The 26,773-nt window shown below is 66.3% G+C and carries 25 protein-coding genes, 2 tRNA genes and 1 pseudogene; 15 read left to right on the forward strand and 13 right to left on the reverse strand.

The features are described 5' to 3' along the window. Positions 1–9: 9 nt before the first annotated feature. From B0684_RS04590 to B0684_RS04610, 4 genes are all read right to left on the reverse strand, one after another. Entirely contained in the window at positions 10–1,443 is a 1,434-nt protein-coding gene (locus tag B0684_RS04590; protein ID WP_077276971.1) for a Y-family DNA polymerase, read from the reverse strand. A 160-nt stretch (positions 1,444–1,603) separates the two neighbouring features. Further along, positions 1,604–2,236 (reverse strand): translesion DNA synthesis-associated protein ImuA, encoded by a 633-nt coding sequence (gene imuA / locus B0684_RS04595; protein ID WP_018649959.1) that lies wholly within the window; start codon positions 2,234–2,236, stop codon positions 1,604–1,606. Between the two features lie 287 nt (positions 2,237–2,523). Then, positions 2,524–3,141 (reverse strand): transcriptional repressor LexA, encoded by a 618-nt coding sequence (gene lexA / locus B0684_RS04605; protein ID WP_018144172.1) that lies wholly within the window; start codon positions 3,139–3,141, stop codon positions 2,524–2,526. 354 nt (positions 3,142–3,495) lie between these two features. After that, complete coding sequence (locus tag B0684_RS04610) at positions 3,496–3,987, reverse strand: Lrp/AsnC family transcriptional regulator (protein ID WP_018649960.1); 492 nt, start codon at positions 3,985–3,987, stop codon at positions 3,496–3,498. Between the two features lie 179 nt (positions 3,988–4,166). Here B0684_RS04610 and B0684_RS04615 point away from each other — a divergent pair, with 179 nt between their 5' ends. Then, positions 4,167–5,852, forward strand: a complete 1,686-nt coding sequence (locus tag B0684_RS04615; protein WP_018649961.1) for a 2-isopropylmalate synthase — start codon at positions 4,167–4,169, stop codon at positions 5,850–5,852. A 151-nt stretch (positions 5,853–6,003) separates the two neighbouring features. Here B0684_RS04615 and B0684_RS04620 read toward each other — a convergent pair whose 3' ends face one another. The 3 genes from B0684_RS04620 to B0684_RS04630 form a co-directional block, all read right to left on the reverse strand. Beyond that, positions 6,004–6,447, reverse strand: a complete 444-nt coding sequence (locus tag B0684_RS04620) for a type II toxin-antitoxin system VapC family toxin (RefSeq protein ID WP_018649962.1) — start codon at positions 6,445–6,447, stop codon at positions 6,004–6,006. Continuing rightward, positions 6,431–6,658 (reverse strand): type II toxin-antitoxin system Phd/YefM family antitoxin, encoded by a 228-nt coding sequence (locus B0684_RS04625; protein WP_077276970.1) that lies wholly within the window; start codon positions 6,656–6,658, stop codon positions 6,431–6,433. Before B0684_RS04625 ends, B0684_RS04620 begins: the two co-directional genes overlap by 17 nt. Positions 6,659–6,748: 90 nt before the next feature. Beyond that, positions 6,749–7,591: an ion transporter gene (locus B0684_RS04630; RefSeq protein WP_018649964.1), complete on the reverse strand. Its 843-nt coding sequence runs from the start codon at positions 7,589–7,591 to the stop codon at positions 6,749–6,751. 152 nt (positions 7,592–7,743) lie between these two features. Here B0684_RS04630 and B0684_RS04635 point away from each other — a divergent pair, with 152 nt between their 5' ends. Next, entirely contained in the window at positions 7,744–8,346 is a 603-nt protein-coding gene (locus B0684_RS04635; protein ID WP_018649965.1) for a class I SAM-dependent methyltransferase, read from the forward strand. Positions 8,347–8,386: 40 nt separating this feature from the next. Here B0684_RS04635 and B0684_RS04640 read toward each other — a convergent pair whose 3' ends face one another. From B0684_RS04640 to B0684_RS04650, 3 genes are read right to left on the reverse strand one after another with little or no spacing between them, the layout of a single operon-like run. After that, positions 8,387–8,989: a Maf family protein gene (locus B0684_RS04640; protein WP_018649966.1), complete on the reverse strand. Its 603-nt coding sequence runs from the start codon at positions 8,987–8,989 to the stop codon at positions 8,387–8,389. Further along, a complete protein-coding gene (gene oadA / locus B0684_RS04645; protein ID WP_018649967.1) occupies positions 8,982–10,817 on the reverse strand; it encodes a sodium-extruding oxaloacetate decarboxylase subunit alpha in 1,836 nt (611 codons plus the stop codon). Before oadA ends, B0684_RS04640 begins: the two co-directional genes overlap by 8 nt. Positions 10,818–10,837: 20 nt before the next feature. After that, complete coding sequence (locus B0684_RS04650) at positions 10,838–12,256, reverse strand: acetyl-CoA carboxylase biotin carboxylase subunit (RefSeq protein ID WP_018649968.1); 1,419 nt, start codon at positions 12,254–12,256, stop codon at positions 10,838–10,840. A gap of 130 nt (positions 12,257–12,386) precedes the next feature. Here B0684_RS04650 and B0684_RS04655 point away from each other — a divergent pair, with 130 nt between their 5' ends. The 6 genes from B0684_RS04655 (at position 12,387) to B0684_RS04680 (ending at position 16,502) form a co-directional block, all read left to right on the forward strand. Beyond that, on the forward strand, positions 12,387–12,908 hold the full coding sequence (locus B0684_RS04655; protein WP_018175778.1) for a YceD family protein: 522 nt from the start codon (positions 12,387–12,389) through the stop codon (positions 12,906–12,908). Between the two features lie 110 nt (positions 12,909–13,018). Next, positions 13,019–13,216 (forward strand): 50S ribosomal protein L32, encoded by a 198-nt coding sequence (rpmF, locus tag B0684_RS04660; protein ID WP_018144163.1) that lies wholly within the window; start codon positions 13,019–13,021, stop codon positions 13,214–13,216. 99 nt (positions 13,217–13,315) lie between these two features. After that, positions 13,316–14,344, forward strand: coding sequence for a phosphate acyltransferase PlsX (gene plsX, locus B0684_RS04665; protein ID WP_018144162.1), 1,029 nt, complete (start codon positions 13,316–13,318; stop codon positions 14,342–14,344). Next, the gene (locus B0684_RS04670) at positions 14,341–15,303 is read left to right on the forward strand and encodes a beta-ketoacyl-ACP synthase III (protein ID WP_018144161.1); all 963 of its coding nucleotides are present in this window, start codon (positions 14,341–14,343) and stop codon (positions 15,301–15,303) included. Before plsX ends, B0684_RS04670 begins: the two co-directional genes overlap by 4 nt. Before the next feature lie 97 nt (positions 15,304–15,400). After that, a complete protein-coding gene (locus tag B0684_RS04675; RefSeq protein WP_018144160.1) occupies positions 15,401–15,877 on the forward strand; it encodes a CYTH domain-containing protein in 477 nt (158 codons plus the stop codon). Then, complete coding sequence (locus B0684_RS04680; RefSeq protein ID WP_018649969.1) at positions 15,867–16,502, forward strand: uracil-DNA glycosylase; 636 nt, start codon at positions 15,867–15,869, stop codon at positions 16,500–16,502. Before B0684_RS04675 ends, B0684_RS04680 begins: the two co-directional genes overlap by 11 nt. A gap of 404 nt (positions 16,503–16,906) precedes the next feature. On the opposite strand, the gene B0684_RS04690 is transcribed toward B0684_RS04680, so the two are convergent. Further along, on the reverse strand, positions 16,907–17,107 hold the full coding sequence (locus B0684_RS04690; RefSeq protein ID WP_018144158.1) for a DUF2281 domain-containing protein: 201 nt from the start codon (positions 17,105–17,107) through the stop codon (positions 16,907–16,909). A gap of 137 nt (positions 17,108–17,244) precedes the next feature. On the opposite strand from B0684_RS04690, the gene uvrC reads away from it, so the two are divergent. The 7 genes from uvrC to B0684_RS04725 all read left to right on the forward strand — a co-directional run bounded on the left by uvrC (position 17,245) and on the right by B0684_RS04725 (position 25,646). After that, on the forward strand, positions 17,245–19,071 hold the full coding sequence (gene uvrC, locus B0684_RS04695; protein ID WP_018649970.1) for an excinuclease ABC subunit UvrC: 1,827 nt from the start codon (positions 17,245–17,247) through the stop codon (positions 19,069–19,071). Between the two features lie 9 nt (positions 19,072–19,080). Continuing rightward, complete coding sequence (gene pgsA / locus B0684_RS04700; RefSeq protein WP_018144156.1) at positions 19,081–19,632, forward strand: CDP-diacylglycerol--glycerol-3-phosphate 3-phosphatidyltransferase; 552 nt, start codon at positions 19,081–19,083, stop codon at positions 19,630–19,632. Between the two features lie 75 nt (positions 19,633–19,707). Next, on the forward strand, positions 19,708–21,057 hold the full coding sequence (locus B0684_RS04705) for a sensor domain-containing diguanylate cyclase (RefSeq protein WP_018649971.1): 1,350 nt from the start codon (positions 19,708–19,710) through the stop codon (positions 21,055–21,057). 42 nt (positions 21,058–21,099) lie between these two features. After that, a tRNA-Gly gene (locus B0684_RS04710) sits at positions 21,100–21,175 on the forward strand. 91 nt (positions 21,176–21,266) lie between these two features. After that, a tRNA-Cys gene (locus B0684_RS04715) sits at positions 21,267–21,340 on the forward strand. A gap of 497 nt (positions 21,341–21,837) precedes the next feature. Beyond that, a complete protein-coding gene (locus B0684_RS04720) occupies positions 21,838–22,932 on the forward strand; it encodes a GGDEF domain-containing protein (RefSeq protein WP_018649972.1) in 1,095 nt (364 codons plus the stop codon). A 269-nt stretch (positions 22,933–23,201) separates the two neighbouring features. Further along, positions 23,202–25,646 (forward strand): EAL domain-containing protein, encoded by a 2,445-nt coding sequence (locus B0684_RS04725; RefSeq protein WP_018649973.1) that lies wholly within the window; start codon positions 23,202–23,204, stop codon positions 25,644–25,646. A gap of 96 nt (positions 25,647–25,742) precedes the next feature. Here B0684_RS04725 and B0684_RS04730 read toward each other — a convergent pair. Both B0684_RS04730 and B0684_RS04735 read right to left on the reverse strand, forming a co-directional pair. Continuing rightward, positions 25,743–26,164, reverse strand: a pseudogene (locus B0684_RS04730) (type II toxin-antitoxin system VapC family toxin). Further along, on the reverse strand, positions 26,164–26,406 hold the full coding sequence (locus B0684_RS04735) for a type II toxin-antitoxin system Phd/YefM family antitoxin (protein ID WP_018649974.1): 243 nt from the start codon (positions 26,404–26,406) through the stop codon (positions 26,164–26,166). Before B0684_RS04735 ends, B0684_RS04730 begins: the two are co-directional and overlap by 1 nt. Positions 26,407–26,773 lie beyond the last annotated feature (367 nt).

Here is a 26,773-nt window from a genome sequence, read left to right on the forward strand (position 1 = left end):
CGTCCCCCCTCAGCCCCAGTAACCCTGGCGATACCACTGGCCGCTGCGCAGGCAGCGGTACAGCCAGAGCCGGCGGCCCTGACGGTCGCGGCTGCAAGCGTAGTCGCGGCGCGCGTCCTGGCCGTGATCCCACCAGCCGTCTTCCAGTCGTCCCAGCCATTGGGGCTGGTCGGGGGGCGCGGCGGGCTCGGGGCCCTGTAGCCAGAGGGCAGTTCCGCAGGCCCGTTGGCCCGGGGTTGGAGCGGTGGGGGCCGGAGTGGTGGCGAGATCGTGTCGCGGCCGCTGGGCATCCTCCGGTCTCGGTGTGCGGCGGTTGATCAGACGGGCGACGGCCTGCTCGCCCAGCCGGGCGCGCAGGCGAGCCAGCACGGCGGGGAGCTGATCGGCCGGGGGTCTGCTCGCCGGGTCTGCGGCGAGCAGACTGTCGCCCCGGGCCGGTGGGTCCAGCAAGCGGGGTGCCTGCAGGCGCAGGCCGATCACCGCCGCCGGCAGGGTCTCGCGATCGAGTCGGGTCTGCCACAGGGGCAGCCACTCGTCGGTGCGAATGCCCGGCTGCCCGCGCTCCAGTGAGATGCGGGTACACGCCTCGCGGTGGGCCAGTTCCAGTGTCATCCCCTGCAGGCTGCGGTTCAGGCCGCGCAACTGCGCCTCGGCCTGGCGCAGCAGCCGCTTGAGCGGGAAGGCCAGGGTCGCCGTGGCGTGGATCTCGTGCTCCAGCCGCAGGGACAGATCCAGCACCGGGGGTGGCGCAAAGCGGGGCAGGGTCTCCGCGCGCCGCGCCAGCAGTCGGTCCAGCAGGTCCAGCAACTCCGGTCCGTGGCGTCGGGCCAGTTCGGGGCGCGACAGGCGCAGCAGATCGCCCAATTGGCGCAGGCCCACGGCGCGCAGGCCCTCGCGGGTCGCGGCGGCCAGTGGCAGGGCCTCCAGCGGAACCGGGGACAGGATGCGGCGCAGGGCCTCGGGGTCTTCCGCGATCGCGGGGTTGCGCAGGCGGGCCAGCAGGCGCGCGGCGGCGGGGCTGCGGGCCAGTCCGATACGGGGATGGAAGCCCAGTTCGGTCAGGGTGTCCCGCGCCTGGTCGCGCAGGGTCTCGAGGCCGCCGAACAGGCGGCGGCTGCGCCCGACCTCCACCAGGATGCGCTGTGCCTCCGGCTCCGGGTGCACGTGATCGGAGAACCGCAGCAGTACGCCGGCCAGCATCTCCAGTTGGGCCTGCAGGGTGTCCGGGGCATGCTCGACCAGTTCCGGGGTATCCAGCACCGCCAGGGCATCCCCCAGCGCCATGCCGGGGCGGGCACCCGCCTGGCGGGCGGCGCGGTTGGCGGCGTGCACCCGGGGGGCAGGGTCGGATTCCACCACCAGCAGGGGGCGCTGCAGCCGCCCGGGGTCCGGCTCCGTCCGGGCCAGCGCGTCCAGCGCAAGGTGCGGCAGGTCGATTGCCATCCAGTGTTCCTGCCGCGGCCGGGCGTCGCGGGTGGCGGTATGCGTCTCCGGTGGCCGGGGTGCGGTGGCGGGCAGGGCTGCGGCCGGAAGCAGGCTCAGTTGTTGTCGGACCGGCTCCGGGTGTGTGGCCGCACGCGAGGGACGGGCAGGCTGGCCCATCTCAGGCCTCCGGTGGTTCGGGAACCTGTAGGGGGTGGCCGGAGCGGGCCCAGTGGCCGGCCCCCTTCAGGCAGTGCAGTTCCAGGCCGGAGGCCGCGGGCTGCCAGCGCAGGCGCTGGTGGGCCGGCGAAGGCTGTGCCGCGGCGTTTGGTGGCCGGTACAGGATCGCGCAGGCCCGGCTCTCGCTGGCAGCCAGACGCAACCGGCGCAGCAGGGCCGTCTCCACGGGGCCGCGCAGCCAGGCGAGCAGGACGCCGAACGCCGGGTCGCGCAGGCACTGCTCGCCGGCCCACAGGGTGTCGCGGTCGTGCTCGGTATGGATCAGCAGGACTCGCTCCGGCGGGATGCCGAGGGTCTGCCAGCCGGGTAGCCAGGGCGTGGCCGGCGGTGCGATCAGCGCGATCCAGTAGCCGTCGCGGCCGCAGGCGGCGAGCATGGGGATCAGCAGCCGGGTCTCGCCGCAGCCGAACGGGGCCCCCAGCAGTTCGATCAGCTGGCCGCGCGGCCAGCCGCCGCCCAGGGCCCGGTCCAGTTCCGCATGGCCACTGGGCCAGACCGGGGCATCCGTGGCCGGGGCAGCACTGCGCCCGCGCCAGAGCGCCGGGTGGTTGAGCAGGGTATCCAGCGCGCTCATGGCTTAGGGAAACACTGATTCATGTACACGCTCGCGCTCGAGTCGCTTTTGCGTGCGAACAAGGCGCGGTGACTGCCGTGCAGTCATTCTGCACAAGGGAGCCGCAACGCCGTGCGCGCGCAAAAGCGGCCGAGCCCCGTCTTTCAATAGCTTGCGGGGTTGGCACCCCAGGTTTCCCGATCCTGCGTTGCGCCGCTTACGGGTAGAACCACTACCCGCTGCACGACGCGCCTTGTCTCGGAAAACCTGGGGTTCCAACGCGAGTGTGTACATGAGTCAGTGTTTCCCTAGGCCTGCGGGTCGAGATCGCGCAGCACGCCCACGCCGATCCCCTCGATGGCCAGGTCCTGGCGCTCGAGGTCGATCTCGATGGGGGCGAAGTCGGGGTTCTCCGGGAGCAGGCGCACCTTCGGGCCGTCCTGCGCGAAGCGCTTGACGGTGACTTCGTCCTCGATGCGGGCGACCACGATCTGGCCGGGCCGGGCCTCCGGGGTCTGGCGCACGGCCAGCAGGTCGCCGTCGAGGATGCCGGCGTCGCGCATGCTCTCGCCGTGTACGCGCAGGAGATAGTCCGGGCGGGCGCGGAACAGGGCGTCGTCGACCCGGTAGTGGCGCTCGATATGCTCGGTGGCGAGGATCGGCGAGCCGGCGGCGACGCGCCCGACCAGAGGGAGTTCGGCCGGTGCGCCACGGGCGGCGCCCGGCAGGCGGATGCCGCGGGAGGTGCCGCCCAGCAGTTCGATCGCGCCTTTCTTCTCCAGGGCTTTCAGATGGCACTCGGCCGCGTAGGGCGAGCGGAAGCCGAAGGCCCGGGCGATCTCGCTGCGGGTCGGTGCCGTGCCCTGGGTGGCGATGGTCTCGGCGATGTAGTCGAAGATGGCTTGCTGGCGTGCAGTGAGCGACACGGGGCACCCTCCGGTTGCTGTCTATATATACAGTACAGGGGTAGCTGGCGCGAGGACAAGAGCGGCGCATCCATCCGGAGTGCGTGTTTGCTCCTGACGGCCGGTTTGTTCCACCACGAAGTGCACGAAGAAGCTCAAGTGCGGTTGCACCACAGAGGATTACGGAGAAAACCCAGGGAGGTGTCGCGACCCGGGCGTAGGATGCTGTTGAGCGAAGCGAAACGCATCGATCCGGGAACCTCGCAACCCTTGGGATGGCTACACGATGCGCTTCGCTTCGCTCATCACATCCTGCCGGCCCTTGCCTTTCTTCGTGCCTTCGTGGTCAACCCGCCCTGGGTCTTGAGGTGGTATTCAGGTGGGGGTGTAGTCCAGTGGCAGGGCGGTGCGGTCGACCACGCGGCGCAGCACGAAGCTGGAATGGACGCTGTCCACGCCCTCCAGTCGGGTGATCCGGCGCAGCAGGAATTCCTGGTAGGCATCCATGTCGGGGACGACCACCTGCAGCATGTAGTCCGCCGACTGGCCGGTGATCAGGTAGCAGTGCTGGACCTCGGGGTAGCTCGCCACGGTCTCCTCGAAGTGGGCGAAGCGCTCCGGGGTGTGGCGGTCCATGCCGATATGGATCAGGGCGGTCAGCTCCAGCCCCAGGCTGCGCCGATCCAGCAGGGCTACGCGGCTCAACAGGACGCCGGCCTGTTCCAGCGCACGCACCCGACGCAGACAGGGGGAGGGGCTGAGCCCCACGCGATCGGCCAGGGCCTGATTGGACAGGCTCGCATCCTCCTGCAGGATCTCGAGGATGCGGCGGTCATAGCGGTCGAGTCGGTGCGGTTCGGGTGTCATGGTTGAATATTGCTCTCAAGTGGCTTTGTTGCGCAAGGATAGTGCGCAACTATTGCGTTCTTAGGGAAAAACGCAAGGTTATGCCGGGGGCAATGCGTTAGGATAATGCACAGATAGAAATCCGGAGCGCGGCACCCGACCACACGGCGAGGCCGCGCCCCTTACAGGAGACGAACACGATGGCCTTCGATCACACCAAGTACGCCCCGTTCCCGCCGATCGACAAGTCCGATCGGCGCTGGCCGGCCCAGCGCACCACGGCCGCCCCGCGTTTCTGCGCGGTGGACCTGCGCGACGGCAACCAGGCGCTGGTGCACCCGATGAGCGTGGAGCAGAAGATGCGCTTCTTCGAGGTGCTGGTGGGGATCGGTCTGACCGAGATCGAGATCGGCTTCCCGTCCGCCTCGCAGATCGACTACGACTTTACCCGCCGCCTGATCGATGAAGACCGCATCCCCGAGGGCGTGTACATCCAGGTGCTGACCCAGGCGCGCGAGGACTTGATCCAGAAGACCTTCGCGGCGCTGGAGGGCGCCCCGCGCGCGGTGGTGCACGTGTACAACTCCACCAACCCGGCGCAGCGCGAGCAGGTCTTCCGCATGGATCGCGACGGCGTGCGCGGCATTGCCGAGAACGGTGCGCGCTGGGTGCGTGACCATGCGGCGAAGTACCCGCAGACCGACTGGATCTTCCAGTACTCCCCGGAGAGCTTCTCCACCACCGAGCTGGACTTCGCGGTCGAGGTGGTCGATGCGGTGAATGCGATCTGGCGCCCGGACCAGGGCCAGAAGGTCGTGATCAACCTGCCGGCCACGGTCGAGTCCGCCACGCCGAACGTCTTTGCCGATCAGGTCGAGTGGTTCTGCGACCACGTGCAGTACCGCGAGCATTTCTGCGTGTCGCTGCATACGCACAACGACCGGGGCACTGGTGTGGCCGCGGCCGAGCTGGGGCTGCTGGCCGGGGCCGATCGCCTGGAGGGCACGCTGTTTGGCAACGGCGAGCGCACCGGCAACATGGATCTGGTCACCGTCGGCATGAACCTGTACTCGCAGGGCATTGACCCGACCATTGACCTGTCCGACATGGAGCGGCTGATGGACGTGTACAAGGAGTGCACCGACATGCCCATCAACCCGCGCCACCCGTGGGCGGGCGAGCTGGTCTACACCGCCTTCTCCGGCAGCCACCAGGACGCGATCCGCAAGGGCCTGGCGCATTACAAGGAGAAGGGCGGCCACTGGAACGTGCCCTACCTGCCGATCGACCCGAGCGATCTGGGCCGGCGTTACGAGGAGGTCGTGCGCATCAACAGCCAGTCCGGCAAGGGTGGGGTCACGCATGTGCTGGAGCGCGACTACGGCATCGAATTGCCGCGCTGGCTGGCGATCGAGTTCGCCCGCATCGTGCAGAAGGATGCCGAGACCTCGCAGATCGAGGTCTCCTCGAAGCGCATCCACGAGCTGTTCGAAAAGCATTACCTGACGCCGGTTACCGGCTGGGATCTGGTGCGTTACGAGATCGAGAAGGACGGTCCTGTGGTGCGGCTGGATGCGACCATGGGCCCGCCCGGGCGTGAATCCCGCCTGCGGGGCGAGGGCCACGGCGCGGTCGCGGCGCTGACCTCCGCCATGGAGGCCGAGCGTGGCGTGCAGGTGAAGATCACCCACTTCGACGAGCACGCGATGGAGTCCGGCACCGAGGCGCGCGCCATGGCCGCCGTGGACGTGCAGGTCGATGGCGAACGCTCCGTGGGCGTCGCCCTGGGCGAGGACACCACGGCCGCCACGCTGCAGGCCGTCCTGAACGCTACCGGCCGCCGTCTGGGCGAACGCGCTGCCGAGCCGGCCGCCGTTAACGCCTGATTCCGGCGAGGCCCCGCCCCTGCCAGTCTGCGGTCTACCGTAGGGTGCGTATAGAAAAGCGAAACGCACCGTCACCCAGGCGTTTGGGTCGCGATGCGATTCGCTGCGCTCATCGGCATCCTGCCTACGGATAGGTTGGATGCCCGAGGCGTCAGAATCGACGAACGGTCAGCCCCATCGATGAAGCCGCATCCGCGAGGACGTTGTCTGCGGTGGCGATCACCGGAATTTGATGGTGGCGCGCGGTTGCGATGTGCAGCGCGTCCAGCGTCCGCAATGGATGTTCGGGATAGCGGGTGATCAGGTTGGTCGCTTCGTCGAACAGTGAGTCGTCGAAGGGATAGAGTTGTAACGAGGCGCTGGAGATGTCGTCCTGGAAGGTGGCGAAGATGATCGTTTCCAGTTCCTGCGGCAGCTCCCCCATGCGTCGGCGTCGTGCGAGCAGGGACCGCAGTTCGGTCGCTACCAGGCGGCTGATGATCGCGACGTCGACGCGCTGCAGATAGTCGACGAAGGCCTCGGATCCCGGTTCGTTCAAATACCACTTGGCCAGGGCACTGGTGTCGAGGTAGCTCCGTTCATCCGCGCTCGTCACGCTCTTCCCTCAGGAGGATTTCCGAGGGAACCAGTGGTCCGGTTCGCCGGCGAAGTTCGTGGTGGTCGGGGCGCTGGCGCCCGCGACGAACGGGCAGGACCCGTGCAATGGGCTTTCCGTGACGGGTGATGGTGATTTCCCCGGACGCCTGGACGATTTCGTCCAGATGCCCAATGGAGGCTCGCATTTCGCGGACGTTGAGCTCTTTCATGGCGCCACCCTAAGTGTGCTTCATATTTCGATATTGAAGCACACCGCCGTGTGTTCGGCAATGACGGGGCCGAATGAGTAGTAAAGAAGGTTAACGTACGCGTTTCTCCAGCATGGTTTGCATGCGGGTCAGGCGTTCCTGGAGCTTGAGGGTTTCCTGCTGTATCTCGTGGATCTCCGCGTGCAGGGCCTGGTTCTCTTCGTGCACGCTGTCATGGATCATCTGCTGCTCGATCTCCATCGAGCGGTCGTGCATGCGCTGCATGGCGTCCACGATGATGGCGATGAACAGGTTCAGCACGGTGAAGGTGGCGATCAGGATGAAGGGCACGAAGAACGCCCAGGCCCAGGGGTAGATTTCCATCACCGGGCGGGCGATGTCCTCGGACCAGCCCTCCAGCGTCATCACCTGGAACAGGCTGTACATAGTGGCGCCGAGCGTGCCGAACTTCTGCGGGAAGGATTCACCAAACAGGCCGGTAGCGATGATCGCGAACACGTAGAAGATCAGCACCAGCAATCCCATGATGGAGATGATGCCGGGGATCGCCCGCAGCAGCGCCTCCACGATGAAGCGCAGCTTCGGCACCATGGAGACCAGGCGCAACAGACGCAGCACGCGCAGCACCGAAAATGGCCCCGAGGCCGGGATCAGTGCGATCCCCACCACGAAGAAATCGAACACGTTCCACGGGTTGCGCCAGAACCGCAGGCGGTAGACGAACAGCTTGGCCAGCACTTCGGCGGTGAAGATCGACAGGATGATGGCGTCCGCACTCAGGATCACCGGGCCCATCCAGCCCATCACGGTGTCCGAGGTCTCGAGCCCCAGGGTCAGGGCGTTCAGCAGGATCAGGCCAATGATGAAGCGCTGGGTCAGCCGGGCCTCGATAAAGTGTTCCAGGCGTGCGCGCAGCGTGGGGGTTTCGCTCATGGTGTCGAAGATCGTTGGAGTCCTAGGGGACGCGCAAGAGTAGGGTAAAGCCGGGGTTCCGGCAATCGCGCGAGCGCAAGCACGCGCCACGTCAGGAGTGCCTGGCAGACGGCACGAATGGACAGATTCCGGGGAACGGAAGGAGAGCAGGGATGTGGGATGAACGTTACGCCGAGGACGACTACGTCTACGGCACTGAACCGAATGATTTTCTGCGCGCGGCAGTGGCCAACGTGCCGCGCGGGCGGGCCCTGTGCCTGGCCGAGGGGGAGGGCCGCAACGCGGTGTTCCTGGCGCAGCAGGGGTTCGACGTGCTGGCGGTGGACAGCTCCGCGGTCGGCCTGCAGAAGGCCCAGCGCCTGGCCGAGGACCGGGAGGTACAGATCGAGACCCTGGTGGCGGATCTCGCCGATTACGCGATCGAGCCGGACTCCTGGGATCTGATCGTATCGATTTTTTGCCATTTGCCACCGGACGTTCGGCGCCGCCTGCACGCCGAGGTGGTCGCGGGCCTGCGCCCGGGCGGGGTGTTCATCCTCGAGGCCTATACGCCGGCGCAACTCGAATGGGGCACGGGAGGTCCGCCCACTGCGGAATTGATGATGACGCGGGAGGCGCTAACCGAGGAACTGGAAGGGCTGGAGTTCGAAGAGGCCGTGGAACGCGAACGCGACGTGATCGAGGGGCGTTTCCACACCGGGCGCGGTGCGGTGGTGCAGGTCCTGGCGCACAAGCCGCGGAACGACTGGGGCTAGACGCGGGCGCGCCCGTTCTTGGAGGTTGCCGGGCCGGTGTTCAGGCCGCTGCGGGCGGGACGGCCACACCCGCTTCGCGCAACCAGTTTCCCAGGGTGATCAGCGGTAGCCCCACCAGCGCGGTCGGGTCGTCGCCGCTCATGCGCGCGAACAGGCTGATGCCCAGCCCCTCGGACTTGAAGCTGCCGGCACAGTCCAGCGGCTGGTCCAGTGCAACGTAGCGCCGGATCTCCTCGGCGCTCAGTTCGCGGAAGGTCACGGTGAACGGGACCTGGCCTGTCCGCACCTTCCCGGTGGCCGTGTCCAGCAGGCACAGGCCGGTGTGGAACGTAACCGTTTCCCCGGACAGCGCCGCGAGTTGCGCCTCGGCGTGGACGCTGTCGCCGGGCTTGCCGAGGACCTGCCCGGCGTGGCTGGCGTTCTGGTCGGAGCCGATGACCAGATGGTCGGGATAGACATCGGCGACCGCCCGGGCCTTGGCCTCGGCCAGGCGTGCCACCATCGCCTCGGGCAATTCATGCGCCAGAGGGGTCTCGTCCACCGCCGGGCGCGCGGTCTCGAATGGCAGATGCAGCCGCTCCAGCAGTTCGGCGCGATAGCGCGAGGTGGAGGCGAGGACCAGTCTTCGTGCGGTATCAGCCATCGTCGCCGTCGATCTCGATCAGAGCGTCGTCCGGATTGGCGGCGGCCCCTTTGGTGATGTTCACTGCGGTGACCGTGCCGGATACGGGTGCGGCGATCTCGGATTCCATCTTCATCGCCTCCAGCACCAGCACTGGCTGCCCGGCTTCGACCTTGTCACCCTCGGCCACCAGCACGTCGATGATGGTGCCGGGCATGGAGGTAGTGACGTCGCCCGGCCGGGTCGCACGGCGCGACTTCTTGCCTCCGCTGCCCCCGCGGCTGCGTTCGGCGCCGCCGTTGCCGGCGGTCTCGATGCTGTCCAGGGTCTCGATCTGGACCTCTTCCGGCATCCCGTCGACCGTCACATACATCGGGCGGGTGTCCTCCCGGTGATGGCCGGAGCCGTTGACCTGGATGTGATAGGTCTCGCCGTGGAAGGTGACGTTGAACTCCACCGGGGCCGGGCAGCCGGCCTGGGTGTTCTCCGGCAGGTTGAGCGGTTCCGGGTTGAGCGTGCCGTCGCGGCGCTGCTCCAGGAATTGCCGTCCTACCTCGGGGAACAGGGCGAAGGTCAGGACATCCTCCGGGCCCCCGGCGAGGTCTCCGATCTCGTCAGTCAGGGTAGCCATCTCCGGCTTCAGCAGGTCGGCCGGGCGGCAATCGATGACATCGGCATTGCCGATGGCCTGTTGCCGCACGACGCTGTTGATCGGGCCGGGCGCCCGGCCGTAGTGCCCGGTCAGGTATTGCTTCACCTCGTTGGTGATGGTCTTGTAGCGCTCCCCGGCGAGGACGTTCATCACCGCCTGGGTGCCGACGATCTGCGAGGTGGGGGTGACCAGCGGCGGGTAGCCCAGGTCCTCGCGCACCCGTGGGATCTCTTCCAGCACCGCATCAAAGTGATCCAGCGCGTTCTGGTCACGCAGCTGGTTCGCCAGGTTGGAGATCATCCCGCCGGGCACCTGGTTGATCTGCACGCGGGTGTCGACGCCGGTGTACTCACTCTCGAAGCGCTGGTACTTCTTGCGCACCTCGTGGAAGTACAGCCCGATCTTCTGCAGCGCGACCAGATCCAGACCGGTGTCGTGTTCGGTGCCGGCGAGGGCGGCGACCAGGCTCTCCGTTGGCGGGTGGCTGGTGCCCCCGGCGAATGCCGAGATCGCGGTCTCGATATGCCGGCAGCCGGCCTCGATGGCCTGCCAGTGGCACAGCTCGGACAGCCCCGATGTGGCGTGGGCGTGCAGGTGGATCGGCACGTCCAGGGCATCCACCAGCTCGGTGACCAGCTCGCGGGTGGCGCTCGGGGTGAGCAGCCCGGCCATGTCCTTGATCGCGATGCTCTGCGCGCCCATCGCGACCAGCTCGCGCCCCAAGGCGACGAATTCGGCGGCCGAATGCACCGGTCCGGTGGTGTAGCAAAGCGTGCCCTGGGCGTGGCCGTCGGCCTCGCGGGTGGCCTCGATCGCGGTGCGCAGGTTTCGCGCGTCGTTCATCGCGTCGAAGATGCGGATGATGTCGATGCCACCGGCGATCGAGCGCTCGACAAAGGCGCGCACCACGTCGTCGGCGTAGTGGCGATAGCCGAGCAGGTTCTGTCCGCGCAGCAGCATCTGCAGGGGGGTGTTCGGCAGCGCGGCCTTCAGCTGGTGCAGCCGCTCCCAGGGGTCCTCCTTGAGAAACCGCACGCAGGCATCGAAGGTGGCACCGCCCCAGACCTCCAGCGAGTGAAAGCCGATGGCGTCCATCTGCTCGCAGATTGGCAGCATGTCCTCGGTGCGCATGCGCGTGGCGATCAGGCTCTGATGGCCGTCGCGCAGGGTGACATCGGTGATGTGAACTCGATCCATGGTCAGTCCGGTGGCCGGGGTTATAACCCGTGGTGGGCGGCGAGGGCTGCGGCAACGGCCACGGCCAGCTGGCGGTCCGAGCGCTTGCCGGGGAAGTGCGTCAGCTCCGGGTGGGCCGCGACGAACCCGGTATCGAAGTGCCCGCTGCGGAAGGTCGGGTGGTCAACGATGGCCAGGTGGAACGGGATGGTGGTCTTGACCCCGAACACGCCCATGTCCCGCAGGGCACGATTGGCGCGGGCCAGCAGGTCGTCCCACTCCAGGGCCCAGCAGATCAGCTTGGCGCACATCGAGTCGTAATGCGGCGGGATGGTGTAGCCGGTGTAGATGGCCCCGTCGGTGCGCACGCCCGGGCCGCCCGGGGCGAAGTAGCGGGTGATGCGGCCGAAGCTCGGCAGGAAGTCGTTCTTCGGGTCTTCCGCGTTGATGCGGAACTCCATCGCATAGCCGCGGCGGGTGATCTGCGACTGTTCGTAGCGCAGCGGCTCGCCGGCGGCGATGCGCAGCTGTTCCTGCACGATGTCGACCCCGGTGATCATCTCGGTAACTGGATGTTCTACCTGAAGTCGTGTGTTCATTTCCATGAAATAGAACGAATCATCTGCGTCCATCAGGAACTCGACGGTGCCGGCGTTCTGGTAGCCGACGGCGAGCGCGGCGCGCACCGCCAACTCGCCCAGATACTGGCGCTGCGCCTCGTCCAGTTGTGGCGAGGGGGCGATCTCCACCAGCTTCTGGTGGCGGCGCTGCACCGAGCAGTCGCGTTCGAACAGGTGGATCGCATGGCCGTGGGCATCGCCGAGGATCTGCACCTCGATGTGTCGCGGATTGACCACGGCCTTCTCGAGGAAGATCTCGGTACTGCCGAAGGCACGGGTGGCCTCGGAGCGCACGCGCTCGAAGTTGTGCTCCAGAGCGGCGGCATCCTCGCACAGGCGAATGCCGCGTCCGCCGCCGCCATTGGTGGCCTTGAGCATCACCGGGTAGCCGATGCGCTCGGCCACCTCCAGCGCCGCGGTGACGCCCTCCAGGTTGCCCTCCGAGCCGGGTGTGACCGGCACGCCGGCCTCAATCATCGCCCGGCGCGCGGCCACCTTGTCGCCCATGCGGCGGATCACCGACGCATCAGGGCCGACCCAGATCAGGTTGCGGGCGGCGCAGGCCGCGGCAAAGTCGGGGTTTTCGGAGAGGAAGCCGTAGCCCGGGTGCACCGCGTCACAGCCGGCGGCGCGCGCGACGCTGATCAGGCGATGGATGCTGAGATAGCCGCCCATGGAGTCCGGGCCGATGGCGTAGGCCTCGTCGGCCTTCTTCACGTGCAGGGCGTGGCGGTCGGCATCGGTATAGACGGCGACCGAGATGATCCCCAATTCGCTGCATGCCCGGATCAGGCGCACGGCGATTTCGCCCCGGTTGGCAATGAGCAGCTTGCGAATCAAACGGAAGGCCCCGGGCAGGTCGATGACAACCCGAGTATCGACGTCGTTTGGGGCGGCTGCAAGTTTCTGTTTCGCTTTGACAGATCGCCCTCGCGCGCGTATATTCCGCGCCCTTGCAACCGAGCCGTTTATGAGTCGCATCCCCGTTTCTCTTGACCCGTGGCAACCGCGTGCGCGGCACCTGGAATTCGAGGGTGACCTGCGTGCGGAAGAGCTGCCGCGGTTGCGTGCCGATGCCCTGCCGGGACACCCGTTGCGGGTGCACGCGCAATTCCAGCTGGAACGCGGGGCGCTGGACGAGATACGGCTGAGCGGGACGATTACCGGCGAGCTGTGGCAGACCTGTCAGCGCTGCCTGCAGCCGATGGCATGGGAATTCCGCCTCGAACCGGATGCCGTGCTGCTGCCACCGGAAGGCACTCCGGCCGGCATGAGCGAGGGCGATGACTTTGTCGCTCTCGAGGCGGATGGCCTGTTGCGCCCCGCGGCATGGGTCGAGGAAGAGATCCTGCTGGCGTGGCCACTGGTGCCGCGCCATGCGGACTGCGAACCCGCCGCCGGGGCCGAATTCGAGGAAGGCGAGGGCGCCGAAAATCCGTTCGCGGTGCTCGAACAACTCAAGAAGGGCGGCCCGGACCGGGGCGGCTCATGACGTGAGCGCCGGCCGGGGCATTGTCCGGGCCGAACCGTTATACTTGCGCCCGATTTGATACCGGGCTCACTCCCGTCGCCACGGGATTTTGATCAATCTGGAGATGCATCATGGCTGTTCAGCAACGCCGCAAGACTCGTTCCAAGCGCGATATGCGCCGCTCCCACGACAGTCTGACGGGCGCTACTCTGTCGACCGACCCGACCACCGGCGAGATCCATCGTCGTCACCACATGACTCCGGATGGTTTCTACCGCGGTCGTCAGGTGATCCAGCAGGCCGTCGAAGTCGACGAAGACGAAGATTAAGGTCCAGGGAATGACCGTCCCGGGGCCACGGCTGCGTTTGCGCCGTGGCCTTTCCGCGTTTGAATACGGCCGCTGTGCGGTCGTCCGTCGGGCCCGAGCATGACTGCCAGTTTTACCATCGCACTGGACGTGATGGGCGGCGACCACGGTGCGTCCGTCATCCTTCCGGCTGCGCGCCGTTCACTGAAGGTCGCAGACGATTTCCGCCTGCTGCTGGTCGGTGACCAGGAGACCATCGAGTCCGGGATATCCGGCTGGTCCGCGAGCGAACGCGAGCGGGTCGAGATGGTGCATGCCAGCCAGGTGGTCGGCATGGACGAGCTGCCGGCCGTGGCCCTGCGTACCAAGCGCGACTCCTCGATGCGGGTCGCCATTGACCAGGTGAAGAACGGGGCGGCCCAGGCCTGCGTCTCCGCCGGCAATACGGGTGGTCTGATGGCCACCGCGCGGTACGTCCTGAAGACCCTCCCCGGCATCGATCGCCCGGCCATCGCCACGGCCCTGCCGTCGATGAACGGGCATACCCACATGCTCGACCTGGGCGCCAATGTGGATGTCGAGGCCGCGCATCTGTATCAGTTCGCGGTGATGGGATCAGTGCTGGCGAATGCGGTGGACGGTCTGGAGGCCCCGCGGGTCGGCCTGCTGAACATCGGCTCCGAGGCGATCAAGGGCAATGACCGCGTGCGCGAGGCCGGCCGCATGCTGGAAGAATCCAGCCTCAATTACATCGGCTTCGTCGAGGGGAACGATGTCTACTGTGGCGACGTGGACGTGGTGGTCTGTGACGGCTTTGTCGGCAACGTCGCGCTGAAGATCAGCGAAGGCGTGGCCAAGATGATCTCCTCCAAAATGAAGGCGGAGTTCGATGCATCGGTGTTTTCTCGATTGTCCGGCCTGTTCGCACTGCCGGTACTGCGCCGGATCCGTCATCGGTTCGATCACCGCCGCTACAACGGCGCTTCGCTGCTGGGCCTGCAGGGTGTGGTGATCAAGAGCCACGGCAGTGCCGACGAGCTGGCCTTCGAGCACGCGATCCGCATTGCCCGCATCGAGGCCGAGGCGAACATCTCGAGTCGGATCGACAAGCAGCTTGGCCAGCTCCTGGGCCAGGAGACAAGCGAGTGAAGCATGCACGCATCAGCGGGACCGGGAGCTACCTGCCCGAGCGCATCCTGACCAACGCCGAGCTGGAGGCGATGGTCGATACCTCGGATGCCTGGATCCGCGACCGCACCGGAATCCGCGAGCGGCATATCGTCGCCGAGAACGAGGTGACCTCGGATCTCGCGCTGAAGGCCGCCGAGCGCGCAATGGACGCCGCCGGCATCCGCGCCGCCGACCTCGACCTGATCCTGGTCGCAACCACCACCCCCGATCAGATCTTCCCCAGCACCGCGTGCATCCTGCAGGCCAAGCTGGGTGTGGGGGGCTGTCCGGCCTTCGATATCCAGGCGGTGTGCAGCGGGTTCGTGTATGCCCTGGCCACTGCCGACCGCTTCATGCAGAGCGACGAGATCCGGCACGTGCTGGTCGTGGGGGCGGAGACGCTCTCGCGCATTACCGACTACACCGACCGCGGCAACTGCATCCTGTGGGGCGACGGTGCGGGTGCCGTGATCCTGTCGCGTTCGCCGGACCCGGGCATTATCTCCACGCACCTGCATGCCGACGGCCACCACAAGAGCCTGCTGGAGGTGCCGGGGGGCGTGTCGCAGCCGGACAGCAACCCGGATCTCGACTTCATTCGCATGGAAGGCCGAGCCGTCTTCCGCGTGGCAGTGAATACCCTGGACCAGATCGTCGACGAGACCCTCGAGTACAACGGGATCGACAAATCCGAGCTGGACTGGCTGGTCCCGCACCAGGCGAACATCCGCATCATTCAGGCGACCGCGAAGAAGCTGAACATGTCCATGGACAATGTCGTGGTCACGGTGGATCGCCACGGCAACACCTCGGCCGCGTCCATCCCGCTGGCGCTGGATACCGCCGTGCGCGACGGTCGCATCAAGAAGGGTGACCTGATCCTGACCGAGGCCTTTGGCGGCGGATTCACCTGGGGCTCCGCGCTCATCCGGATGTAACCGGGGTCCGCGGACGCGTCATCGCGAGGCGCGCAGCGCCGTGGCGATCGACCGGGAGGGTCCTCGGCGTCCTGGGGAAACACAAGGAGCATTCGGCATGGGCCGCGAGATCGAACGCAAATTCCTGCTGGCCAGTGATGCCTGGCGTGACCGTGTCGTGCGTGCGCAGCGCATGCGGCAGGGCTACCTGTGCGGCAACGACCGCGCATCCATCCGCGTGCGGGTGGACGAGGGCGGTGCCAACCTCAACATCAAGAGCGCGACCCTCGGCGTGGAACGCGACGAATACCAGTACGACATCCCCGTCGACGAGGCCCACCGCCTGCTGGACACGCTGGCCGGCCCACAGGTCGAAAAGACCCGCCACTGGGTGGACGTCGAGGGCTGGGAATACGAGGTCGACGTGTTCGAGGGCGCCAATGCAGGCCTGATCGTCGCCGAGCTGGAGTTGCCGAGCAGCGACGCCGAATTCCCGCGTCCGGACTGGCTGGGCGAGGAGGTGTCGCACGACCCGCGCTACTACAACACCGAACTCGCCCGGAATCCCTATCGCGAGTGGCCGGATGCCTCCTAGCGAGATCTTCGCCGCGGACTGCCGCGCCTGCCCGCGCCTGGCGGGCTTTCTGGAGGACGTGCGGGCGAAGCACCCCGAGTATCACGCCGCGCCCGTGCCGTCCTTCGGCCCGCTGGATGCGCGGCTGCTGATCGTTGGCCTGGCACCCGGTATGCACGGGGCCAACGCCACCGGGCGCCCGTTCACCGGCGACTATGCCGGTGTGCTCCTGTATCAGACCCTGCACGAACACGGCTTCGCCAGTGCACCGGAGAGCGTGCGCGCGGACGACGATCTGGAGCTAATCGACTGCCGTATCACCAACGCGGTCAAATGCCTCCCGCCGCAGAACAAGCCGACGACCGAAGAGATCCGCACCTGCAACGGGTTCCTCGCCGCTGAGATGGCGGCGATGCAGCCACGGGTGATCCTGGCGTTGGGCAAGATCGCCCACGACGCCATCCTGCGTGCGAAGGGCTTGCCGCTGTCGAGTCTGCGCTTTGGCCACGGCGCCGAACACGCGCTGGACGCACACACCCGTCTGATCGACTCCTACCACTGCTCACGCTACAACACCCAAACCCGCCGCCTGACCCCCGCCATGTTCGACGAACTCTTCGCCCGCATTCGCACTCAGCTCGGATAGTCATCCCGGTCAGGAATTCCCGTCTGTCCGTCATTGCGAGGCGCTAAAGGCGCCGCGGCAATCTGAGGGATCCGTAATACGGTCCACTACTTATGCGATCGAGCACCCGAAGTGGCGGCAAAAGTGGGCGCGGATATCTGCAAAGGTTCGTTCTCCCAGTTTTGCGTACTGGTGGGTGATCAGTCGGCTGCTGAGGGTGAAGATCTTGTCGTACCGGACCCAACTCGTTTTGGGAAGAGAACCCTCTGTCAGCACCTCGGAGGTGATTTCGAACGCATGATCAGCGTCTCCCTAACGCGGCGGAGTCTCCGAAGCGATCGACCTCGGAAAGGACCAAAACGGGGCGGCGTTTGCGGGTCGTCAGGTCTGAAAAGGGGAATGGGATTGCAACGATGGCCCCCGGCTCAGCGATCATCCCAGACCTCGTCCTCGGGGGTGTCCCAAATCGGTCCCAGTGTCGTCTCCTGCGCCTTCTTGAGGTCTTCGATCGGGGTGTCACTCAAACCGTGCTTCGCCTCCAGGTAACCAATGAAATCGAGCACCTCGCGCGAGAGGGGCTCCGGCAGGCGCTTGGCCTCCTGATAGATCTGTTCGGCGATGTCCATGGCTCGACCCTCTCGAGACGTTGGCCTCCGGGGCGGGAGGCAAGAGAAAAACTGAGTATCAGGATAGCCCGAACATCGCCGGGCTCGCACGCGGGCTATGCCGGGCGGCGGGGGAGTTCGGGTATCCTGAAAGGATCATGAGTACCTCCGAAACCGGATTCGATCACAAGCGCTTTGTGCAGACGCTGACGCAGTCGCCCGGCGTCTACCAGATGCTGGATGCGGCCGGGAACGTGCTGTACGTCGGCAAGGCGCGCAACCTGAAGAGCCGGGTACCCAGCTATTTCCGTGGGAGCGACGACCGCGGGCCGCGCATCCGCTCGATGGTGCGGCAGATCGCGGATATCCGTGTCGCGGTGACGCATACCGAGGCCGAGGCACTGCTGCTGGAGGCCAACCTGATCAAGCGTCACCGGCCGCGCTACAACGTGCTGCTGCGCGACGACAAGAGCTACCCCTACATCTACGTCTCGAACCAGGAATACCCGCGCCTCGGGTTTCATCGCGGCGCGCGCAAGAAGGGTATGCGCTACTTCGGGCCGTACCCCTCGGCCGGCGCGGTGCGCGAAAGCCTGGCGCTGCTGCAAAAGCTCTTCCAGGTGCGCCAGTGCGAGGACAGCGTGTTCGCGCACCGTTCGCGCCCCTGTCTGCAGTACCAGATCGGGCGTTGCACCGCGCCCTGTGTCGGCTACATCTCGCCGGAGGACTACGCGCGCGACGTCGAGGCGTCGGTCAAGTTCCTGGAAGGCAAGAGCGAGGCCGTGATCGAGGAACTGATGGAGCGCATGGAGGCGGCCTCGACGCGCCTGGACTTCGAGCATGCCGCGCGCCTGCGCGACCAGATCGCACGGCTGCGCCAGATCTCCGAACAGCAGTTCGTCTCCGGCGGCGAGGGGGATGCCGACGTGTTTGCCCTGGCGCAGGAGGCGGGGACCTGCGCGGTGGAGATCTTCTTCGTGCGCAATGGGCAGAACCTGGGCAACAGCGAGCTGTTCCCGAACGTGCCGGAGGCGACCGAGACCGACGAGATCATGGCCGCGGTGCTGGCGCAGTACTACGCGGAACGCGAGCCGCCGGCGCGCATCCTGCTGTCGCACGAGCCGCAGGGCGCCGAGACCCTGGAGGCTTACCTGGCCGAGCGGCGGGGCGGAAAGGTCGCCCTGGCCTGGTCGCTGCGCGGCGACCGCGCACGCTGGCTGGACATGGCGCGGCGCAATGCCGAACTGGCCCTGAAGACGCGGATTGCCAGCCAGGCGGGACAGACGGCGCGCCTGGATGCGCTGACCAGCGAGTTGGGCCTGGAGGAGACGCCCAAGCGCATGGAGTGCTTCGACATCTCGCACACCGGCGGCGAGGGCACGGTGGCCTCCTGCGTCGTGTTCGGGCCGGAAGGGCCGATCAAGTCGGATTATCGGCGCTTCAACATCGAGGGGATCGAACCGGGCGATGACTACGCGGCCATGCATCAGGCGCTCAGCCGGCGCTTTGCACGGCTCAAGAAGGGCGAGGGGCAGGAACCGGATATCCTGTTCATCGATGGCGGCAAGGGCCAGGTGACCCAGGCGCTGAACGTGCTGGCCGACCTCGGGCTGGACCACATCAAGGTCGTGGGCGTGGCCAAGGGCGAGGAGCGCAAGGCGGGCATGGAAACCCTGATATTGAGCGGGGTAGAGGCGCCCTCTATACTCCCCGCGCATTCGGGTGCGCTGCATTGGATCCAGCAGATCCGCGACGAGGCCCACCGCTTTGCGATCACCGGGCACCGCGCCCGCCGTGCCAAGGCGCGCAAGGAGTCCACCCTGGAGGCGATCCCGGGGCTGGGGCCGAAGCGTCGCAGCGCGCTGCTGAAGCACTTTGGCGGCCTGCGCGGGGTCAGCCGGGCCGGGGTCGAGGAGCTGACCAAGGTGCCGGGGATTCACCGCCGGCTCGCGCAGGCGATTTACGACCAGTTTCACGAGAGTTGAGCCACTGCCATGTTTCCCCAATTGCCCACCTGGCTGACCTGGTCGCGGATCGTGATGATCCCGTTACTGGTGCTCGCGTTCTACGGCCTGTCCATGCCGCAGGGCGGAATCGTGGCGGCCATCATCTTCGCCCTGGCGGGCGTGACCGACTGGCTGGACGGCTATCTCGCCCGGCGCTGGGAGGTGACCAGTCGGTTCGGGGCATTCCTCGATCCAGTGGCGGACAAGCTGATTGTCGCCGCGGCCCTGGTGCTGGTGGTGGACCACAACCCCGAGCTCGGCATTGCGCTGGCCGCGATCGTCATCATCGGGCGCGAGATCGCGATCTCCGCGCTGCGCGAGTGGATGGCCGAGGTCGGTGGCAGCGCCAAGGTGGCGGTGTCTTGGGTGGGCAAGGTGAAGACCACCGCGCAGATGGTGGCGATCTTCCTGCTGTTGTGGGCCGAGCCCATTGTTGGCTTGCCCACCTTCCTGATCGGCGAGTGGCTGCTGTACCTGGCCGCCGCCCTGACCCTGGTCTCCATGATCCAGTACATGCTGGCGGCCGCGCGCTCGCAGTAAGGGGCGGCGTGTTTGTCGGCCGGGGCTTTGGGGCTACACTGCGGACACCTGCCCGGTGCTGCGCGTGGATTGCCCATGCCCGTTTCTGATCTTGATCTCGACAACACGCAGACCCTGGAGGCCCTTCAGGGTCTGTTGCCGGGTTTTGTCTATCAATTGCGCAGGACGCCCGATGGGCACTTCGACTTTCCCTATGTGGGTGAAGTGGTGGAGGGCTGGTTCGGTGTGGATCGTGGGGCCCTCAAGAAGGATGGGGCGCCATTGTTGGACTGTATCCACCCCGAGGATCGCGAAGCGGTGATGGCGAGCTCAATGGAATCGGTCGAGCATTCGGAGCCCTGGCTTCAGGAATTCCGCATGCAGTGCCGCGATGGCACAGTGATCTGGCTGTCCGCCTATGACACCGCGCGGCGGCTGGCGGATGGCGCGATCATCTGGACCGGCTTCGCCACCGATATCACCACGCGCAAGGAGCTCGAGGCGGAACTGCGCCAGAGCGAGGCGCAGTTCCGTGCCTTCGTCGAGACTGCCAGCGACGTGATCTATTCGCTGCGCCCGGACGGCGTGCTCACCTACGTCTCCCCCAACTGGACGGAGAACCTCGGCCATCCGGTCAGCGCGGCGATCGATCACTCGATCGACGAATATGTGGACCCGGAGGATCTGCCCGCGTGTTACGCGTTCCTGCAACGGATTGCGGACAGCGGGAAGAAGGAAAGCGGTATCGAGTACCGCATCCGCCACCAGGACGGGCATTACCGCTGGCACACCAGCAATGTCTCGCCCGTGCTCGACGACGCGGGCCGGGTGACGGCGTTCCTCGGCATCGCTCGGGACATTACCGAGCGCAAGGAGACCGAGGCGCATATGCAGCGCCTGGCGCATTACGATCCGTTGACCGACCTGCCCAATCGGACCCTGTTTTTTCAGATCCTCGATCACGAGCTCACAGGGGCTCGCCGAATGGGTCAGCAGGTTGCGCTGATGTTCGTGGACCTGGACGAATTCAAGCCGGTCAACGATCAGCACGGGCATGCGGTGGGCGACATGCTCCTCCGCCTGGTGGCGCAGCGCCTGTCGGGTGCCTTGCGCGACAGTGATGTGGCCGCGCGCATTGCGGGCGACGAGTTCGTGGTGATGCTGCCTCGCTTCCAGTCGGTGGAGGAGAGCCGGGTGCATGCCGCGGCGATCGGCGAGAAGATCCGAGCCGTGCTGGCGGACCCGTTCAACTGCGACGGGACCGAGGTGCACATCTCCTGCAGTATCGGGGTCGCCTTGTTTCCGCTGGACGCGACGGACGGGCCCGCCTTGTCGCGCGCTGCGGATGCGGCGATGTACGTGGCCAAGAACGCCGGGCGCAACCAGGTGGTCGTATTCGACCGGGCGGTACACAGCGCCGAGGCAATTGGCTACCGTGGGTATTGACCTGCGGACAATCTGCGGTAGAATACGCGCCGATAACGAAGAGCGGGAATAGCTCAGCTGGTAGAGCACAACCTTGCCAAGGTTGGGGTCGCGAGTTCGAATCTCGTTTCCCGCTCCAACAGATTTTTGAAACCCCGGTTCGCCGGGGTTTTCTGTTTCGGCCTCTGGAGATGCGCCAGCATCTGTGGGGCCGAAACCCACCCGATACAGGCTGGGTGGCAGAGTGGTTATGCAGCGGATTGCAAATCCGTGTACGCCGGTTCGATTCCGACCCCAGCCTCCATCACTGCAGCACCCGCGAAAGGCCGCCCCTCGAGGCGGCCTTTCGCGTTTCCTGATCAGCAACGAGCGTCAGCCAGGCTCAAGGCAAGGCCCGTGCGGGCCCGGGTCTCCAGGCGCCTCCTACATCGTCATCCCGGAAACCGTGCAGCGGTTATCCGGGATCTCCACGGTATGAGTGACCCGTACGTTGGGGCTAGAACGGCGTGTGGNNCCGGGATGACGGGGAGGGGGCACTACGACCGGGATCACAATCAGGGTGAGCTCCGCCCGGGATGACAGGGCAGGGGTAAGGGCCCCGGGAGGGTGACACTCCCAGGAAGGCCTGGATCAAAGTGGCCCGGGGCGGGCCATGCACGTCCCCAAATGGGCCCCGCCACTGGCTGACGATCGTTGCTAATCAGGTCGCGTTTTGGGAGCGTTGTCCTTGGGGCGGCGCGTGGATGCCAGGCTGGGGCCCATCATGGGTATCTTCGTGACGCCTGAATGAGGAAAGGTGGAATGCAGGACGAAGCGATCGGCAGCGCACGAGCGGAGGCGGAACGGGTGGAGGCCCGCAAGCGGGGGGTATATCTCGTCGTATTGCCCGCCGGTATCGCGATCTTCCTGCTCAGTTGGGCCGTTCGCACACCGGGGGATGTCTACCTCGCGTATCTCTATCCGTTGTTTGCGTTCGTCCTGGCCGCGCTGTTCGTAGCGGTGTGGCGGGCACCAAAGGCCTTGCCGCGGCTGGAAGCCTGGATGCTGGCGATGGTGGCTATGATGATTCTCAGTCGTCTCGCATGGCATTTCCACGCGGGCGGCCCCCTGGACGAGCACCTTCTGGTGCTGGCCGGCGGGCATTACTGGGCGGTTGGAATCGTGATCCTGGCCGCGTTCGTGATGCTTGAGCATCGCCGGGGGTTTCGGGCCGGAGTGGCCATCCTCGTGGTTGCCACCCTGATTGCCGCCTCCGGTGCCGCAGGGGAGTGGCTGCGTGGCGAGCTTTCGCGCGATGCGGGCGTCTATCTGGTGCGGGTGCATCTGTTTCTGGCTGTCTTGTTGGCCCTGGCCAGTGTCGCGACCTCCATGCGCGATACCGTCAAAGACGCTCTGGTGCGCAGCGAGGCGCTGGAACAGGCGGCGCAGACCGATCCCCTGACCGGTCTGGCCAACCGGCGGGCGGCCGAGTCCGTGCTGCAGCGGCATGCCGCCTCGGTCCGGCGCTACGGCGTGCCGGTCGCTGTGATCGGAATGGATATCGATCACTTCAAGGCGGTAAACGATACCCATGGTCATGCGATCGGCGATGCCGTGATCGCCGGCATTGCACGAATCCTGCGATCTTCGGTGCGCGAGCCGGATTCCGTCGCTCGCTGGGGAGGGGAGGAGTTCCTCATCGTGGCGCCGGAGATCGGCCGCGAGGGCGCCCTGCAACTTGCCGAGCGCTGTCGGGAGGCGATTGCCCGCGAACCGATCGCCGGGGTTCGCGTCACGGCCTCCTTCGGTGTAACCAGCTTCGGCCCTCAGGACAGTCTGGATGCGGTCCTGAAACGTGCCGACAAGATGATGTACCGCGCCAAGGAGGAGGGGCGCAATCGGGTCCTTCTTGGATGACGCCGCGCGCCTGGATCCAGCTATTGGGGTGCGGAGCCAAGAAGGCGTGGTATCCGACGCGCATCAATGGGCCGAGCATGGCACTATGCGGATGTCGGTCTTTCCAAGAGAGTGTCGTGCGCGCAACGGATTGCTCCCAATCGCCTCGAACGCGGCGGCCCCTCCGGAGGCGATCGAGGGGCCTGCGCGTATTCCTCAGCCTCTCGTTTGTTGGCCTGCTGCTTGCCTCCTGGGCGCCGTCCTCCGCGGCCTCCGCACCGGATTTGCGCGTGGGCGTGTACGACAACGCGCCCAAGGTCAGCGTGGACGAGCACGGGGAGGCCGACGGCCTGTTCGTCCGCCTGTTGGACTTGATCGCCCGTCGGGAGCACTGGCAGATCGAGTATGTCCCATGCCAATGGTCGCAATGCCTTGCCGATCTGCGCGAAGGCCGGCTGGATCTGATGCCCGATGTGGCCCGGACCGACACGCGCGAGGCGTTCTTCGGGTTCCACCAGATCCCGGTCGTCCAGGGCTGGAGCCAGGTATACGCGTTCCCGCAGTCGGGGTTCAGCAGTCTGGAGTCCTTGGGTCCGCGGCGCATTGCCGTGCTGGAGGGTTCGGTGCAGGAAAGCCACCTGCGCCGGCAACAAATTGGCGACCCGGGTCTCGAGTACCAACTGGTTCCCTACAGCGATCTCCCAGCGGTGCTGGCCTCGGTGCCGGCCGGCGAAGCCGATGCCGCCGTCAGCAATAACTTCTACGGCCGCCAGCACGCCCGCGCCTACGGGCTAGTGGAGACGCCGATCACCTTCGGCCAGGTGGGTCTGCACTACGCGGCCGCGCCGGGGGCGCAGGCGGAGCGTCTGGCACTGATCGACGCCTATCTGGAGCGCTGGAAGCCCCTGGCGGGCTCGCCCTACCAGGAGGCCCTTGAGGCCACGCTGCTCGCGCAGGGCGAACCGGGGCTACCGGGCTGGGTGATGTGGACTCTGCTCGCAGCGCTGGCTCTGGTAATGCTATTGGCGGTGATGGGCGTGTTCCTGCGCTGGCAGGTGCGTCTGCGTACCAGTGAGCTAAGGGCGGTCAACCAGCGTCTCGAGCACGTGCTGGACAGCGGACCTGCGGTGACCTACCAGCTCGACGCTCGTACCTTCGAGCCCTTGTGGGTTAGCCCCAATCTGCAGCGCCTGTTCGGGATTGAACCTGCGAACGCGATGCGTCCTGGTTGGTGGGAACACCAGTTGCACCCCGAGGACCGAGCGAATGCGCTGCGCGAGAATCAACGCCTCCTTGAGGATGGCGAGATCGTGCGCGAGTTTCGCCTGTTCGACGGCTGGGGCAAGCTGCGCCACGTGCGTGACGAGATACGCGTGGTGGCGAGCGATAACGTGCGCGGCGGGCAGGAAATCGTCGGCAGCTGGACCGACCTGACCGCCAGCATGGAGCAGAAGGAACAGCTGCGGCAGATGACGCACTACGATGCGCGCACCGGCCTGCCCAATCGCGCCCTGTTGCAGGACCGCCTGGGACACACGGTGGAACGCGCCATGGCGGACGGCGAGGCGCGCTGGGTTGTACTGATGGATCTGGACCGCTTCCGCAACGTGAACGAGACCCTGGGGACCGCGGCGGGGGATACCGTGCTGCAGGGCATTGCACAGCGCCTGAGCCAGGCCCTGTCGCCCGAGGACACGGTAGCCCGCATCGGTGCCGACGAGTTCTGCCTGATCATCGAGAGCCCGCCCGAGGAAGCCCTCGGAACCTTCGTGCAGTCACTGATCGATACCCTGCGGGCCCCCTTCGAGATCGCGGGGCGCGCGCTGGTGCTCACGGCGAGTGTCGGTGTGGCACGTTTCCCCGGCGACGGGAAGACGCGCGAAGAGCTCCTGACCGCCGCCGAGCTGGCGATGCAGGATGCGCGGCGCCGGGGAGGAGACAGCTGGTGCGCCTACGACGCCGAGATGGGCACCCTGACCGAGCATCGGCTGTTCCTGGAAAACGACTTGCGGCAGGCCATCGTCAACCACGAGTTCGTGCTCCACTTCCAGCAACAATTCAACCTGGCCAGTGGCGAGTGCGTGGGGGTCGAGAGCCTGGTGCGCTGGAACCATCCGCACCGGGGCATGGTATCCCCCGCGGAGTTCATCCCGCTGGCCGAGGAGACCGGTCTGATCCAGGCGATCGATCGCTGGGTTCTGGAGGCGGCCTGCCGCCAGCTCGCAGCCTGGGACGAGGCGGGCCGGAACGTCCCGTTGATCGCCGTAAACTTGTCGGCGCGCGAGCTGCACGACGAGCAACTCGTCACCACCGTACGCGAGACCCTGGGGCGCTTCGCCATCGCGCCCGAACGCCTGGAGGTCGAGCTGACCGAAACCATGATCATGGAGTACCCCGAGCGCGCCCTGGCGGTCCTGCGTCGGCTGGACAGCCTCGGCGTGCGTCTGGCCATGGACGACTTCGGCTCCGGCTACTCCAACCTCGCGCACCTGCGACGCCTGCCGCTGCACCGCCTCAAGGTCGACCAGTCGCTGGTACGCGACATCGGCCATTCCCGCCACAACGAGTCCATCATCCGCGCGATCATCGCGCTGGCCGCCGCCCTGGAGCTGGACCTCATCGCCGAGGGTGTCGAAGAAGAACCCCAGCGCGCCTTCCTGCTGCAGGAAGGCTGCGCCATCGGCCAGGGTTTCCTGCTCCACCGCCCGGCACCGGCCGCTGATTTGTTTCGCTAATCGTGTGGTGATGGAGTTTCTGAGCAACGAGATGGTGTAGCCAGGCGAGGAAAATGGGTGTCCCGGAAGGCGGCCGGAAGGCTGGAAGGGTTCCCGTTACAGCAGCGTCGCATCCACGCCCATGGGTTCTGTAGCGGCCATAAGCGTCTTGTCGAGAGAGCAAAGTTCCACGCCGTGGTTGTATGCAATGGCCAGGTGAAGCGCGTCGCAGCCCGGAACCCGGAGGCATGATCGTCGGCGAAGTGGGCAGCGGTGTGGTAATCGATGGATGAGACCGGCAGGGTCGCGAGTGACGATTCCCGCAACGCCTCAAATGCGCCGAGCACGGTCGCCCGTTCCCAGGGTGTCAGGATCTCCATTCGAACCTTCATGGACAAGGCCGCAGAGAACTCCGAGAGTACCCAGTCATTTATGCATAGCGAATCGGCGCTCTGTGCCGCCAGCCAATTCTGCATATCCTCGGTTCGCGGCCCGCGCGTGAGGGACGCCACCAGGATTCTGGTATCCAGATAGCGCATCAGTAGCGAGCATCATCGCGGATACGACGGATGAAGGTCTCATCGACACTGCTGCTCTGGGTATCCGTGACTGCACGGAGCGCATTCGTATCAATCGGTTTTTTGGTTGCCGTGGCGCTGGAAAGGCGTACCACGGCCTTGCCCCGCTTCGTAATGAGGATGGATTCACCCGCAGCAGCGCGTTCCGCCAGTTCGCTCAGGTGGGCTTTGGCGTTCGCCAGACTCACCGTCGGCTCGGACATTCCGAACTCTCCTGACCATGTAGATGGTCACATCATGCCTTGGCTACAAACGTCGCGGTAATGGGGTGGCGCGAGGGACGGAGGTGCAGACGCGGGCCTTGCGGCCGAGTACGTCGGCGAATCCGGCGTAGGTCAATAAAGTGGGTGTCCCAGAGGATTGGTAATCCCTGTAGGAGCGGCCTCGGCCGCGAAGCCCCTGCCAGATTCGTCCCTGTTCGGGACCTTTGGGACACCCCTTCTCTGGTCGAGGACGCCAATCGAAGTGGCTGTCCCGCTATTCACCGCGCTCTACAGGGACGGGATGCCGTCGAGCCGTGTCAAGGGAGATAATTTCGGTCAGGGGGGGCTTGAGCTGGTCTAATTTCCG

Origin of the sequence: Thioalkalivibrio versutus (assembly GCF_001999325.1) — a bacterium.
GTDB lineage: Bacteria > Pseudomonadota > Gammaproteobacteria > Ectothiorhodospirales > Ectothiorhodospiraceae > Thioalkalivibrio > Thioalkalivibrio versutus.

What these genes read in the sequence shown, in the direction of transcription:
- B0684_RS04590 (WP_077276971.1), bottom strand. Translation starts at nt 1,443, where the DNA reads ATGGCAATCGACCTGCCGCACCTTGCGCTGGACGCGCTGGCCCGGACG.
- imuA (WP_018649959.1), bottom strand. Translation starts at nt 2,236, where the DNA reads ATGAGCGCGCTGGATACCCTGCTCAACCACCCGGCGCTCTGGCGCGGG.
- B0684_RS04610 (WP_018649960.1), bottom strand. Translation starts at nt 3,987, where the DNA reads ATGACACCCGAACCGCACCGACTCGACCGCTATGACCGCCGCATCCTC.
- B0684_RS04615 (WP_018649961.1), top strand. Translation starts at nt 4,167, where the DNA reads ATGGCCTTCGATCACACCAAGTACGCCCCGTTCCCGCCGATCGACAAG.
- B0684_RS04625 (WP_077276970.1), bottom strand. Translation starts at nt 6,658, where the DNA reads ATGAAAGAGCTCAACGTCCGCGAAATGCGAGCCTCCATTGGGCATCTG.
- B0684_RS04630 (WP_018649964.1), bottom strand. Translation starts at nt 7,591, where the DNA reads ATGAGCGAAACCCCCACGCTGCGCGCACGCCTGGAACACTTTATCGAG.
- B0684_RS04635 (WP_018649965.1), top strand. Translation starts at nt 7,744, where the DNA reads ATGTGGGATGAACGTTACGCCGAGGACGACTACGTCTACGGCACTGAA.
- B0684_RS04640 (WP_018649966.1), bottom strand. Translation starts at nt 8,989, where the DNA reads ATGGCTGATACCGCACGAAGACTGGTCCTCGCCTCCACCTCGCGCTAT.
- oadA (WP_018649967.1), bottom strand. Translation starts at nt 10,817, where the DNA reads ATGGATCGAGTTCACATCACCGATGTCACCCTGCGCGACGGCCATCAG.
- B0684_RS04655 (WP_018175778.1), top strand. Translation starts at nt 12,387, where the DNA reads ATGAGTCGCATCCCCGTTTCTCTTGACCCGTGGCAACCGCGTGCGCGG.
- rpmF (WP_018144163.1), top strand. Translation starts at nt 13,019, where the DNA reads ATGGCTGTTCAGCAACGCCGCAAGACTCGTTCCAAGCGCGATATGCGC.
- plsX (WP_018144162.1), top strand. Translation starts at nt 13,316, where the DNA reads ATGACTGCCAGTTTTACCATCGCACTGGACGTGATGGGCGGCGACCAC.
- B0684_RS04675 (WP_018144160.1), top strand. Translation starts at nt 15,401, where the DNA reads ATGGGCCGCGAGATCGAACGCAAATTCCTGCTGGCCAGTGATGCCTGG.
- B0684_RS04680 (WP_018649969.1), top strand. Translation starts at nt 15,867, where the DNA reads ATGCCTCCTAGCGAGATCTTCGCCGCGGACTGCCGCGCCTGCCCGCGC.
- B0684_RS04690 (WP_018144158.1), bottom strand. Translation starts at nt 17,107, where the DNA reads ATGGACATCGCCGAACAGATCTATCAGGAGGCCAAGCGCCTGCCGGAG.
- uvrC (WP_018649970.1), top strand. Translation starts at nt 17,245, where the DNA reads ATGAGTACCTCCGAAACCGGATTCGATCACAAGCGCTTTGTGCAGACG.
- pgsA (WP_018144156.1), top strand. Translation starts at nt 19,081, where the DNA reads ATGTTTCCCCAATTGCCCACCTGGCTGACCTGGTCGCGGATCGTGATG.
- B0684_RS04705 (WP_018649971.1), top strand. Translation starts at nt 19,708, where the DNA reads ATGCCCGTTTCTGATCTTGATCTCGACAACACGCAGACCCTGGAGGCC.
- B0684_RS04720 (WP_018649972.1), top strand. Translation starts at nt 21,838, where the DNA reads ATGCAGGACGAAGCGATCGGCAGCGCACGAGCGGAGGCGGAACGGGTG.
- B0684_RS04735 (WP_018649974.1), bottom strand. Translation starts at nt 26,406, where the DNA reads ATGTCCGAGCCGACGGTGAGTCTGGCGAACGCCAAAGCCCACCTGAGC.